Below are 12281 nucleotides of genomic sequence, written 5' to 3' on the forward strand. Positions count from 1 at the left end.
AACCTCAATGATGTAGCCACTGATCAAATGAGCGCCTTGAAACATGCGCAAACGTCTCCATTTACAGTGCATCACTTCAAGCACTGTCACTGCCGTACGTCGTCTCCCGTTGACGGGATGAGTCGTCGGTGGTGATTTCGTCATTGCCGGTACAGGCCGCGCGGACGAGTCCTTGTCGCGAACCCCGACGCGAACGAATTCAAGAGGTAGGTTATGTCCGAGTTCCAGCTCGTTACCCGTTTTGAGCCCGCAGGTGATCAGCCCGAGGCCATTCGCCAACTGGTCGAAGGGATCGACGCCGGACTTGCGCACCAGACCCTGTTGGGTGTGACGGGTTCGGGCAAGACGTTCAGCATCGCCAATGTGATCTCTCAGGTGCAGCGTCCGACGCTGGTGCTGGCGCCGAACAAGACCCTGGCGGCGCAGTTGTACGGCGAATTCAAGGCGTTCTTTCCAAACAACGCCGTCGAATATTTCGTCTCCTACTACGACTACTATCAGCCGGAAGCCTATGTGCCGTCGTCCGACACCTTCATCGAGAAGGATGCGTCGATCAACGACCACATCGAGCAGATGCGGCTGTCCGCGACCAAGGCCCTGCTGGAACGCAAGGACGCCATCATCGTCACCACGGTGTCGTGCATTTATGGCCTGGGCAGTCCGGAAACCTATCTGCGCATGGTGCTGCACATTGACCGGGGCGACAAACTCGATCAGCGCGCTTTGCTGCGCCGTCTGGCTGACTTGCAATACACCCGCAACGACATGGACTTTGCCCGGGCCACCTTCCGGGTGCGCGGTGATGTGATCGACATCTATCCGGCCGAATCGGATCTGGAAGCGATTCGTGTCGAGCTGTTCGACGACGAAGTCGAAAGCCTGTCGGCCTTCGATCCGTTGACCGGCGAAGTGATCCGTAAGCTGCCGCGGTTCACCTTTTACCCCAAGAGCCACTACGTCACGCCCCGCGAAACACTGCTGGAGGCGATGGAAGGCATCAAGGTCGAACTCGGCGAGCGTCTGGAATACCTGCGCAGCCAGAACAAACTGGTCGAAGCCCAGCGTCTGGAGCAGCGCACCCGGTTTGATCTGGAGATGATTCTGGAACTGGGCTACTGCAACGGCATCGAGAACTACTCTCGCTACCTGTCGGGCCGTCCGACCGGCGCTCCGCCGCCGACACTGTACGACTACCTGCCGGCGGACGCCTTGCTGGTGATCGACGAATCCCACGTCAGCGTGCCGCAGGTGGGCGCCATGTACAAAGGCGACCGCTCGCGCAAGGAAACGCTGGTGGAATACGGTTTCCGTCTGCCGTCGGCGCTGGACAACCGGCCGATGCGTTTCGAAGAGTGGGAGAACGTCAGCCCGCAGACCATCTTCGTCTCGGCGACTCCGGGCAAATACGAAGAGGAACATGCCGGGCGTATTGTCGAGCAGGTGGTGCGGCCGACCGGTCTGGTGGACCCGCAGATCGAGATTCGTCCGGCGCTGACCCAGGTCGATGACCTGCTGTCGGAAATCAACAAGCGCGCCTCTATCGACGAGCGGGTGCTGGTGACCACGCTGACCAAACGCATGGCCGAGGACCTGACCGATTACCTCAGCGACCACGGCGTGCGGGTGCGTTATCTGCACTCGGACATCGACACGGTGGAGCGGGTCGAGATCATCCGCGACTTGCGATTGGGGGCCTTTGATGTGCTGGTGGGGATCAACCTGCTGCGCGAAGGTCTGGATATGCCGGAAGTGTCACTGGTGGCGATTCTGGACGCGGACAAGGAAGGTTTCCTGCGTTCCGACCGATCGCTGATCCAGACCATCGGCCGGGCGGCACGTAACCTCAATGGCCGGGCGATTCTGTACGCCGATCGCATCACCGGCTCCATGGAGCGCGCCATCGGCGAGACCGAGCGGCGCCGTGATAAGCAGATCGCGTTCAACCTGGAGCATGGCATCACGCCGAAAGGCGTATTCAAGGACGTGGCGGATATCATGGAAGGCGCCACCGTGCCCGGCTCACGCAGCAAGAAGCGCAAAGGCATGGCCAAGGCCGCCGAGGAAAACGCCAAGTACGAAAACGAACTGCGCTCGCCCAGCGAAATCACCAAGCGCATCCGTCAACTGGAAGAGAAGATGTACCAACTTGCCCGCGACCTGGAATTCGAGGCAGCGGCGCAGATGCGCGACGAAATCGGCAAGCTGCGCGAGCGCTTGCTGACGGTTTGAGGCTGGTTTTCCGATGACAGGGTGAGCGCCGGGCTCGGGAGCCATCACAGCTCCGCCAGCGCCCATGCTGGAGCCCGACGCCTCCGGCCTGTTAACATTCCGCGCTTGATCGACCTTATTTCGGGATTTTCCATGACCACCGTTCGTACCCGCATCGCGCCATCGCCCACGGGCGACCCCCACGTTGGCACGGCTTACATCGCCCTTTTCAACTATTGCTTTGCCAAGCAGCACGGTGGCGAGTTCATCCTGCGGATCGAAGACACCGATCAGTTGCGTTCGACCCGCGAGTCTGAGCAGCAGATTTTCGACGCATTGCGCTGGCTGGGCATCGAGTGGAGTGAAGGTCCGGATGTCGGCGGGCCGCACGGTCCGTACCGGCAGAGCGAGCGGGGCGAGATCTACCGTAAATACGCTCAGCAACTGGTTGAAATGGGTCACGCTTTCCCGTGCTTCTGCACTGCTGAAGAGCTGGATGAAATGCGCGCCGAACAAATGGCCCGGGGCGAAACCCCGCGTTATGACGGCCGTGCGCTGCTGCTTTCCAAGGAAGAAGTGCAACGGCGTCTGGACGCTGGCGAGCCGCACGTCATCCGCATGAAGGTGCCGACTGAAGGCGTCTGTGTGGTGCCGGACCTTTTGCGTGGTGAAGTGGAAATTCCCTGGGACCGCATGGACATGCAGGTCCTGATGAAGACCGACGGGCTGCCGACCTACTTTCTGGCCAACGTGGTCGATGACCACCTGATGGGCATCACCCACGTGCTGCGTGGCGAAGAGTGGCTGCCTTCGGCGCCGAAACTGATTCTATTGTACGAGTACTTCGGTTGGGACAAGCCACAGCTGTGCTACATGCCGCTGCTGCGTAACCCGGACAAGAGCAAGCTCTCCAAGCGCAAGAACCCGACCTCGGTGACGTTCTACGAGCGCATGGGCTTCATGCCTGAAGCCATGCTCAACTACCTGGGCCGCATGGGCTGGTCGATGCCGGACGAGCGCGAGAAGTTTTCGCTGCAGGAAATGGTCGAGCACTTCGACTTGTCCCGCGTGTCGCTGGGCGGTCCGATTTTCGATATCGAGAAGCTGTCCTGGCTCAACGGTCAATGGCTGCGTGAGCTGCCCGTCGAGGAATTTGCCACTCGTGTGCAGACGTGGGCGCTGAACCCCGAGTACATGATGAAGATCGCACCGCACGTGCAGGGTCGGGTCGAGACATTCAGTCAGATTGCGCCACTGGCCAGCTTCTTCTTCGCCGGTGGCGTTACCCCGGACGTGAAACTGTTCGAGCACAAGAAACTGTCGGGTGACCAGGTGCGCCAGTTGATGCAACTGATCCTGTGGAAGCTGGAGTCGCTGCGTCAGTGGGAGAAGGACCCGATCACCGCCTGCATCCAGGCGGTGGTCGAGCACCTTGGCCTCAAGCTGCGTGACGCCATGCCGCTCATGTTCGCCTCGATCACCGGGCAGGCCAGTTCCGTTTCGGTGCTGGACGCCATGGAGATTCTCGGTCCGGACCTTACGCGTTTCCGTCTGCGTCAGGCCATTGATCTGCTGGGCGGCGTCTCGAAGAAAGAAAACAAAGAGTGGGAAAAACTGCTGGGCGCGATTGCCTGACCCGTCAATGATGTGAAGAAGCCATTGTGTGCCAGCGCGAGTGGGGCAGACAGTGGCCGACTCGGCCTCGGATTTGCGGGTCGAAACGGTAAGTGATTGTTATGCCGACGAAAAACTTTCAAATTTCTCGAAAATAAATTTGACAGGTTAGCGACTCACGCTTAACATGCGCCCCGTCCACTGATGTGGGGCTATAGCTCAGCTGGGAGAGCGCCTGCATGGCATGCAGGAGGTCAGCGGTTCGATCCCGCTTAGCTCCACCAAATTCAAGGTTCAAGGCCTGGTAAAACAGGATGTTGAATCGATCGGAGTCCCAACTCTGATCAGGTAGAAGGTTTGTCCCCTTCGTCTAGTGGCCTAGGACACCGCCCTTTCACGGCGGTAACAGGGGTTCGAGTCCCCTAGGGGACGCCAGTTTCACCGAGTGATGCCGGAAGGTTGAACTCCGCCGCGAGGCGATAAATCCGGGGCTATAGCTCAGCTGGGAGAGCGCCTGCATGGCATGCAGGAGGTCAGCGGTTCGATCCCGCTTAGCTCCACCAATTTTGCCAGGGTTCATCACTGATGAACCTGACTGAAGGTTTTGCGTCCCCTTCGTCTAGTGGCCTAGGACACCGCCCTTTCACGGCGGTAACAGGGGTTCGAGTCCCCTAGGGGACGCCACGATTTCCCGCTCTGCGGGACCAAGGGTCATTCGATTATTGAATGGCCCTTTTGTTTTTTCAGGGTTTTATTTTCGTAGAACCCTTCATCTCTCTCCAGAACCCTCCAGGCATGCCTTGCCGGGCCTGCATTCCAGCTACACTGCCGCCAACCTATTATCCAAACAGGAGCGAGCATGGTCTGGGATCGGACAACGCCTTTCGTCATCGACCTGAATGTCGGCAGCGATGACATCGACGGTCTGGGGCACGCCAATAACGCGGTTTACGTCACCTGGCTCGAACGCTGCGCCTGGCGTCATTCGCAGTATCTGGGGCTGGATCTGAGTGAGTACCGGCGACTGGATCGGGCCATGGCCGTGGTTCGGCACGAAATCGATTACCTGGCCAGCGCCTACGAGGGCGATGAGTTGCAGCTGGCAACCTGGATTGTCGATTGGGATCGTCGCCTGAAGATGACTCGCTGCTTTCAGCTCAAGCGTCCCGCAGACAACCTCACGTTGTTGCGGGCGCAAACCACCTTTGTCTGTATCGAGCTGTCCACGGGTCGCCCGAAGCGTATGCCCGCCGAGTTCATCGAGGGCTATGGTGCGGCAATGTTGGACGCCGGCGTTCCCAATCCCGGTGACGAACAGTAAACTGCCGGACTTTTTTTCGAGTGTGACCCATGCAAATTGCTCTGGCGCCCATGGAGGGGTTGGTCGACGACATCCTGCGTAATGTGCTGACTCGCGTCGGCGGCATCGACTGGTGCGTGACCGAATTCATCCGGGTGACCGAGCGGGTCATGCCCGCCACCTACTACTACAAGATGGCCTCTGAGCTGCACACCGATGCCAAAACGGCAGCAGGCGTACCGCTGCACGTGCAATTGCTGGGTTCCGACCCCGTCTGCCTGGCAGAAAACGCTGCGTTCGCCTGTGAACTGGGCGCGCCGGTCATGGACCTGAACTTCGGTTGCCCGGCCAAGACCGTGAATCGCTCCCGTGGCGGCGCAATTCTGCTCAAGGAGCCTGACCTGCTGCACTCGATCGTCAGTCAGGTGCGTCGCGCGGTGCCCGGCGAGATTCCCGTCACTGCCAAGATGCGTCTGGGCTATGAAAACACCGACGGTGCTCTGGACTGCGCACGAGCGCTGGCCGATGGCGGTGCCGAGCGCATCGTGGTTCATGCGCGCACCAAGGTCGACGGTTACAAGCCGCCAGCGCACTGGGAATGGATCGCGCGTATCCAGGAAGTGGTCAAGGTGCCGGTCGTCGCCAATGGCGAGATATGGACAGTCGAGGACTGGCGGCGTTGTCGGGAAATCTGCGGTGCACGTGACATCATGATCGGTCGTGGTCTGGTGGCGCGTCCCGATCTGGCCATGCAGATTGCGGCAGCCCACGCGGGCGAAGAGGTGGTCGAGATGACCTGGACCGAGCTGCAACCGATGCTGCGCACGTTCTGGGGCGATTGTCTGGCCAAGATGACCCTGGTGCAGGCGCCGGGCCGTCTCAAGCAATGGTTGGTGTTGCTGACCAAGAGTTACCCTGAAGCCACGTTGATGTTCAACGCGTTGCGGCGTGAAACCGACTGCGACCGGATCAGTGTTTTGCTGGGTTATTCAGCCGAAAGTCAGCCCGACGAACGGTTATGTTTTTCGTAAAAAATCGCTCTTGAAAAGTCAGTGGCCGACCCTAGTTTGGGGATTACGCGATGCCGAATCCGGGTCGCGCAAACTACTCGCTGATTAACAGGAGAATTATCATGACGACTGCATTTTCTCTGGCTCCACTGTTTCGTCACTCAGTGGGCTTCGACCGCTTCAACGACCTTTTCGAGTCGGCGGCACGTAATGATTCGTCCAGTGGCTACCCTCCCTACAACGTGGAGCGGCATAGCGACGATCAGTACCGGATCGTGATCGCGGCGGCAGGCATGCAGGAAGAAGACCTTGACTTGCAGGTCGAGAAAGGGGTGCTGACAGTCACTGGCGGCAGGCGCGAACGCGAAGCCGAAAACGTGACCTATCTGCATCAGGGCATTGCCCGGCGCGAATTCAAGCTGTCGTTCCGGCTGGCAGACAATATCGAGGTTCGGGGTGCTGACTTGTCCCATGGGCTGCTGAACATCGACCTGGTGCGTAATGTGCCTGAAGAAGCCAAGCCAAAGCGGATTCCGCTGAATACTCAGAAAGCCATCGAGCAGTGATGATTGCTGTAACGGAAAGGCGCCTTCGGGCGCCTTTCTGCGTTTAGCGATCCGGCAGCAGGCTCGGGTGCCGAACAGGCTGTTTCAGCCGCAGCAGCGCTTCAAATTGTGAGTCGTCCAGCGGCTCGCTGAACAGGTACCCCTGATACACGTGGCACCCCAGTTTCTCGAGAAACGCCAGTTGCTCGACGGTCTCGACGCCCTCGGCGATGACATTGAGGTTGAGACTCTGGGCCATGGCCACAATGGCGCGAATGATTTCGGCGTCATTAGGGTCACTGGTGGCGTCCTGCACGAATGACTGGTCGATCTTGAGTGTATCCACCGGAAGACGCTTGAGATACGTCAGCGACGAATAGCCGGTGCCGAAGTCGTCCATGGCAAAGCTGATCCCGAGCTTTTTCAGGCCGCGCATCTTGGCAATGGTGTCTTCCAGGTTCTGAATGACGATCCCTTCGGTGATTTCCAGTTTCAGCATGGTGGCAGGCAATTGATGCAGTGTCAGGCTGCGCTCCACGCGTGCGACAAAGTCGGTCTGCCTGAACTGGCGCGGGCTGATGTTGACGCCCATCAGAAAGCCATTGTGTGCGATCAGCCCCTGCTTGAGCAGGCGACCTGCGGTCCTGCATGCCTCGTCCAGCACCCAGCTGCCCACTTCGAGAATCATCCCGCTCTCTTCAAGGATCTGCACAAACTGGGTGGGCGGCAGCACGCCGTAATCCGGATGCTGCCAGCGCAGCAGTGCCTCGGCGCCGGTAAGCGCTTCGTTCCGGCAGTCCACTTGAGCCTGAAAGTGCAGGTGGAACTCGTTGCGGGCCAGCGCCAGGCGTAGATCGTTTTCCATGCGCAGGCGCTGGCTTACCGCCTTTTGCATGGAACTATGAAAAAATTGCGCGGCGTTGCGGCCCGAATCCTTGGCGCGGTACAGCGCGATATCGGCACGCTTGAGCAGGTCGGCAGGGGTCGAACCGTCATCCGGGATCAGTACCATGCCGATGCTGGGTGTCACCTGCAGCCGATGGCCGTCGAGGAACATGGGCTCTGCGAGCAACTCGCGCAGGTTATCGGACAGTTCCTGAACCTGCTGAGTGACCTCGTGACGAGATCCTTCCAGGCCACAGACCAGCACCACGAATTCGTCCCCGCCAAGGCGCGCCACGGTGTCTTCGAGGCGAACGCTGGCCTCCAGTCGTGCGGAGACGATATTCAGCACGCTGTCACCAACAGGGTGGCCCAGGGAGTCGTTGATGTGCTTGAAGTGGTCCAGATCCATGAACAGCAGGGCGCCACGCAGGCGATGATGCCTGAGCAGCGACAGTTGCTCGCTCAGGCGGTCCATGAGCAGCGCGCGGTTGGGCAGGCCGGTCAACGGGTCGTGATAGGCCAGGTGCTGGATCTGTGCCTGAGCGCTTTTCAACTGGCCGATGTCCCGGGCGTTCATCAGCAGGCAGGCGGTTTCGTTAAGGGTGATGAACTCCACCGATACGTCGAGAGTCAGCGGATCGCCATTCTTGTTGCGGCCCGCCATTTCCCGGTGATGCACCCGACCGGTGTCGCGCAACTGATCGATCATGTTCTGGCGTTGGTCGGGATCCGTCCAGATACCGATCTCCTGAACCGTCCTGCCCAGCACTTCGGGTGCTGTGTAACCGGTGAGGCGGCAGAAGCCGTCATTGACCTCCACATATCGGCCGGTACCCAGTTCCGTGATGGTGATCGAGTCAGGGCTGGAATGGAACGCCTTGGCGAACTTCTCCTCGCTGGCTTCCAGTGCGGCCTGTGCCTGTTGCTGGGTGATGTCCAGCAGCGTGCCGGTCAGTCTCGATGGCGTGCCGTCGGTGTTGCGGTAAAGAATGGCGCGGCTTTCGAGCAGGCGTGACAGGCCGTTCTGCAACTGAAAACGGTAGGTCAGCTGAAAGATGTCCTGTTTGCCGGCCGCTACCGCCTCGTAGGCATTGCGCATGCGGTGACGTTCCGCCGTCGGCACGCCGGCCAGAAAACGGGTGAAGTTGTAATCGAGTGGCTGGTTTTCGCGGCCATGCAGTTGAGCGGCTCGAGCGGAGGCGTGCAGTTGATCGGTGGCAATGTCCCATTCCCAGATGCCCATCTGCGCGGAATTCAACGCCAGATCCAGACGATCCTGCGTTTCCTTGAGGGTCTGTTCCACAGTGCGCTGTGCCGCTGGTGCGGCTGCAGGCTGTGCGGACGCCAGCAGCATGGTCGGGTCCAGAAGGTTGGGCATTGATCACGAGCCTTTAATGAATAAAGCCAGTAAAACGATCGTTCTGCATCCTGTATCGCATAAAAAAACACTATCAATCGCTGTATCGTGCATTACAACAATTTCATGAATGCCCTTGCCGCATTTGATAGAGTCCGCTCCGTGTGCAGGATGTAGCCTAGCTGGCGATTGAGTTGCACGCCTGTCAACGGAATGCGCGCAACCTGTTCATCGAGCATCGTGCGTGGCAGAACGCTCCAGGCCAGCCCGATGGATACCATCATTTTTATGGTTTCCAGGTAGTTGGTACTCATCGCGATATCAGGCTTGAGGCCGTGGGCCTCGCACAGGTTGCTGACGATTTTGTGAGTGAACGTATTGTCGCTGGGCAGCACTGCCGGGTAGCGGGCGATCTCTTCCAGTTTCATCGGACCGCTATTGGCCAGCGGGTGCTCCGGCGCCGCCACGAAGTCCAGCGGGTCGTCCCATACTGCGGTGGCGCGCACCAGTGGATGAGGTTCCGGGGCAAGCGTGATGACAGCCAGCTCGGCGCGGCCATGCAGAATCTCGTCATAGGCCGCTTCGGAGTCCATGAACCGAATGTCCAGCGCCACGGCCGGATAGGTGCGCGTAAACTCGCGCAATAAAGGTGGCAGACGGTGCAGACCGATATGGTGGCTGGTGATCAGCTTCAAGCGCCCGGACACTTCGCCGTTCAGGTTGGTCAGCGCCCGGCGCGTATCATCCAGTACGTTGGTGATCTGATAGGCCCTTGGCAGCAGGGCGCGTCCTGCCTCGGTCAGGCTGACTTCACGGCCCAGACGATCGAAAAGACGCACGCCGAGTTGCTGCTCAAGGCCTGCGATCCGTTTGCTGATGGCCGGTTGGGTCAGGTGCAGGCGTTCTCCTGCACCGGAAAAACTTCCCGTCTCGGCAATGGCCAGAAAAGCATTCAAATTGGCGAGATCCATTGTCGCATTCCAGTTGGTTATCCAAAGCATAAAAAATATGAATTTGAGTTATTTAAGCACATTCCATAGGATGGTCACACAAGCCAAGGGCCCATGGACGTCCGTAGCCCAAGGCATAAAAAAGCTGATGAGGAAGTACGTCCAATGGCCGGTAAAACGCTCTACGACAAGCTCTGGGATTCGCATCTGGTCAAACAGCGCGACGATGGTTCGGCGCTGATCTACATTGACCGTCATATCATTCACGAAGTGACCTCGCCACAAGCCTTCGAAGGCCTGCGCCTTGCCGGACGCAAGCCGTGGCGCATCGACTCGATCATCGCGACGCCCGACCACAACGTGCCGACCACCTCGGAACGCAAGGGCGGCATCGGTGCCATCGAAGATCAGGTTTCGCGTCTGCAGGTCCAGACCCTGGACGACAACTGCGACGAATACGGCATCACCGAATTCAAGATGAACGATCCGCGTCAGGGCATCGTCCACGTGATCGGGCCTGAACAGGGCGCAACACTGCCGGGCATGAGCGTGGTCTGTGGTGACTCGCACACTTCCACGCACGGTGCCTTCGGCGCACTGGCTCATGGCATCGGTACGTCCGAGGTCGAGCACGTGCTGGCCACTCAGTGCCTGGTCGCCAAAAAGATGAAGAACATGCTGGTGTCGGTCGAAGGGCAACTGCCATTCGGCGTGACCGCCAAGGACATCGTGCTCGCAGTGATCGGCAAGATCGGCACCGCGGGCGGCAACGGCTACGCCATCGAGTTCGCCGGCAGCGCGATTCGCGACCTGTCCATCGAAGGCCGCATGACCATCTGCAACATGTCCATCGAAGCAGGCGCTCGCGTCGGTATGGTGGCCACCGATGAAAAAACGGTCGAGTACGTCAAGGGTCGTCCGTTTGCGCCAAAGGGTGCCGAGTGGGATCTGGCGGTGGAAGCGTGGAAAGATCTGGTCTCCGACCCGGACGCAGTGTTCGACACCGTGGTCAGGCTCGACGCTGCAGACATCAAGCCGCAGGTCAGTTGGGGGACTTCGCCGGAAATGGTACTGGCTGTCGATCAGAACGTGCCCGATCCAGCGCAGGAAATGGATCTGGTCAAGCGTGGTTCGATCGAGCGCGCCTTGAAGTACATGGGCCTCAAGGCCAATCAGCCGATCACCGACATTCAGCTGGATCGTGTATTCATCGGTTCGTGCACCAACTCGCGCATCGAAGACCTGCGTGCCGCCGCCGATATCGCCAAGGGCCGCAAGGTGGCCGCGACCATCAAGCAGGCCATCGTGGTGCCGGGCTCAGGCCTGATCAAGGCGCAGGCCGAGCAGGAAGGTCTGGACAAGATTTTCATCGAAGCCGGTTTCGAATGGCGTGAGCCGGGCTGTTCCATGTGTCTGGCGATGAACCCGGATCGCCTGGGTTCCGGCGAGCACTGCGCCTCGACGTCCAACCGCAACTTCGAAGGGCGTCAGGGCGCTGGCGGCCGCACTCACCTGGTGAGCCCGGCGATGGCGGCCGCAGCCGCCGTCAACGGCCGTTTCATCGACGTTCGCGACCTGATCCAGCATTGAGGACACCCGCATGAAAGCCTTTACCCAGCACAATGGCCTGGTCGCTCCTCTGGATCGCGCCAACGTCGACACCGACCAGATCATTCCCAAGCAGTTTCTCAAGTCGATCAAGCGCACCGGCTTTGGTCCGAACCTGTTCGATGAGTGGCGTTATCTGGATGTGGGTCAGCCCTACCAGGACAATTCCAAACGCCCGTTGAACCATGAGTTCGTGCTCAATCACGAGCGTTATCAGGGTGCCAGCGTGTTGCTGGCCCGCGAGAACTTCGGTTGCGGCTCCAGCCGCGAGCACGCGCCATGGGCGCTGGAAGAGTACGGTTTCTGCGCGATCATCGCGCCCAGCTATGCCGACATCTTCTTCAACAACAGCTTCAAGAACGGCCTGCTGCCGATCATCCTCACCGAAGCTGAAGTTGACGAACTGTTCAAGCAGGTCGAAGCCAGTCCGGGTTATCAGCTGACCATCGATCTGCAGGCCCAGACCGTGACCCGTCCCGACGGCAAGGTGCTGAGCTTCGAGATCGATGCGTTTCGCAAGCATTGCCTGCTCAATGGTCTGGACGACATCGGCCTGACGCTGATGGACGCCGATGCCATTGCGACGTTCGAGAGCCGGCACCGTGCTAGCCAGCCGTGGTTGTTTCGCGACTGACATACAGCGGCTGTCGCCTGGCGATCGCAGAAATTATGGGAGGCGGCTTGCCGGCGATGCTGTTTTAGGGGCGACATCTCCATGCCCGAGATGACGCCATCGCCGGCACGCCGTCTCTCACAGGAAATGTCGGCGTGTCTGTCGGTCTTGTGCTCGCGAAAGCCATGGCA

Annotated in this window: 9 protein-coding genes and 4 tRNA genes; 11 read left to right on the forward strand and 2 right to left on the reverse strand. The window is 59.5% G+C overall.

Features of this window, described 5'->3' with window-relative positions; genetic code table 11:
- Nucleotides 1-213 precede the first annotated feature (213 nt).
- From uvrB to JTJ32_RS24775, 9 genes are all read left to right on the forward strand, one after another.
- Nucleotides 214-2229: an excinuclease ABC subunit UvrB gene (gene uvrB, locus JTJ32_RS24735; protein ID WP_099227191.1), complete on the forward strand. Its 2016-nt coding sequence runs from the start codon at nucleotides 214-216 to the stop codon at nucleotides 2227-2229.
- Nucleotides 2230-2361: 132 nt separating this feature from the next.
- Complete coding sequence (gltX, locus tag JTJ32_RS24740) at nucleotides 2362-3843, forward strand: glutamate--tRNA ligase (protein WP_184323270.1); 1482 nt, start codon at nucleotides 2362-2364, stop codon at nucleotides 3841-3843.
- 187 nt (nucleotides 3844-4030) lie between these two features.
- Nucleotides 4031-4106 (forward strand) — tRNA-Ala (locus JTJ32_RS24745).
- Between the two features lie 75 nt (nucleotides 4107-4181).
- A tRNA-Glu gene (locus JTJ32_RS24750) sits at nucleotides 4182-4257 on the forward strand.
- A 52-nt stretch (nucleotides 4258-4309) separates the two neighbouring features.
- Nucleotides 4310-4385: transfer RNA gene (locus JTJ32_RS24755), tRNA-Ala, on the forward strand.
- A 45-nt stretch (nucleotides 4386-4430) separates the two neighbouring features.
- Nucleotides 4431-4506, forward strand: a tRNA-Glu gene (locus JTJ32_RS24760).
- A gap of 175 nt (nucleotides 4507-4681) precedes the next feature.
- Nucleotides 4682-5143, forward strand: coding sequence for an acyl-CoA thioesterase (locus JTJ32_RS24765; RefSeq protein WP_210043620.1), 462 nt, complete (start codon nucleotides 4682-4684; stop codon nucleotides 5141-5143).
- 29 nt (nucleotides 5144-5172) lie between these two features.
- Nucleotides 5173-6153, forward strand: coding sequence for a tRNA dihydrouridine synthase (locus JTJ32_RS24770; protein ID WP_099227194.1), 981 nt, complete (start codon nucleotides 5173-5175; stop codon nucleotides 6151-6153).
- A gap of 101 nt (nucleotides 6154-6254) precedes the next feature.
- Nucleotides 6255-6698 carry an Hsp20 family protein gene (locus tag JTJ32_RS24775; protein ID WP_099227195.1) on the forward strand — a complete coding sequence of 148 codons (444 nt, stop codon included), beginning with the start codon at nucleotides 6255-6257 and terminating at the stop codon, nucleotides 6696-6698.
- Nucleotides 6699-6741: 43 nt separating this feature from the next.
- On the opposite strand, the gene JTJ32_RS24780 is transcribed toward JTJ32_RS24775, so the two are convergent.
- Nucleotides 6742-8940, reverse strand: coding sequence for a putative bifunctional diguanylate cyclase/phosphodiesterase (locus JTJ32_RS24780; protein WP_184323273.1), 2199 nt, complete (start codon nucleotides 8938-8940; stop codon nucleotides 6742-6744).
- A gap of 92 nt (nucleotides 8941-9032) precedes the next feature.
- Complete coding sequence (locus JTJ32_RS24785) at nucleotides 9033-9890, reverse strand: LysR family transcriptional regulator (RefSeq protein ID WP_099227197.1); 858 nt, start codon at nucleotides 9888-9890, stop codon at nucleotides 9033-9035.
- A 144-nt stretch (nucleotides 9891-10034) separates the two neighbouring features.
- Between JTJ32_RS24785 and leuC the strand changes: the two genes are divergently transcribed.
- Together leuC and leuD are read left to right on the forward strand one after the other, a co-directional pair.
- Nucleotides 10035-11459: a 3-isopropylmalate dehydratase large subunit gene (gene leuC, locus JTJ32_RS24790; protein WP_184323274.1), complete on the forward strand. Its 1425-nt coding sequence runs from the start codon at nucleotides 10035-10037 to the stop codon at nucleotides 11457-11459.
- 10 nt (nucleotides 11460-11469) lie between these two features.
- Complete coding sequence (gene leuD, locus JTJ32_RS24795; protein ID WP_210043622.1) at nucleotides 11470-12111, forward strand: 3-isopropylmalate dehydratase small subunit; 642 nt, start codon at nucleotides 11470-11472, stop codon at nucleotides 12109-12111.
- Nucleotides 12112-12281 lie beyond the last annotated feature (170 nt).

The sequence above is a fragment of the Pseudomonas alliivorans genome, from assembly GCF_017826695.1.
Classification (GTDB): Bacteria; Pseudomonadota; Gammaproteobacteria; order Pseudomonadales; family Pseudomonadaceae; genus Aquipseudomonas; species Aquipseudomonas alliivorans.

What these genes read in the sequence shown, in the direction of transcription:
- JTJ32_RS24780 (WP_184323273.1), bottom strand. Translation starts at nt 8,940, where the DNA reads ATGCCCAACCTTCTGGACCCGACCATGCTGCTGGCGTCCGCACAGCCT.
- leuC (WP_184323274.1), top strand. Translation starts at nt 10,035, where the DNA reads ATGGCCGGTAAAACGCTCTACGACAAGCTCTGGGATTCGCATCTGGTC.
- gltX (WP_184323270.1), top strand. Translation starts at nt 2,362, where the DNA reads ATGACCACCGTTCGTACCCGCATCGCGCCATCGCCCACGGGCGACCCC.
- leuD (WP_210043622.1), top strand. Translation starts at nt 11,470, where the DNA reads ATGAAAGCCTTTACCCAGCACAATGGCCTGGTCGCTCCTCTGGATCGC.
- JTJ32_RS24765 (WP_210043620.1), top strand. Translation starts at nt 4,682, where the DNA reads ATGGTCTGGGATCGGACAACGCCTTTCGTCATCGACCTGAATGTCGGC.
- JTJ32_RS24770 (WP_099227194.1), top strand. Translation starts at nt 5,173, where the DNA reads ATGCAAATTGCTCTGGCGCCCATGGAGGGGTTGGTCGACGACATCCTG.
- uvrB (WP_099227191.1), top strand. Translation starts at nt 214, where the DNA reads ATGTCCGAGTTCCAGCTCGTTACCCGTTTTGAGCCCGCAGGTGATCAG.
- JTJ32_RS24785 (WP_099227197.1), bottom strand. Translation starts at nt 9,890, where the DNA reads ATGGATCTCGCCAATTTGAATGCTTTTCTGGCCATTGCCGAGACGGGA.
- JTJ32_RS24775 (WP_099227195.1), top strand. Translation starts at nt 6,255, where the DNA reads ATGACGACTGCATTTTCTCTGGCTCCACTGTTTCGTCACTCAGTGGGC.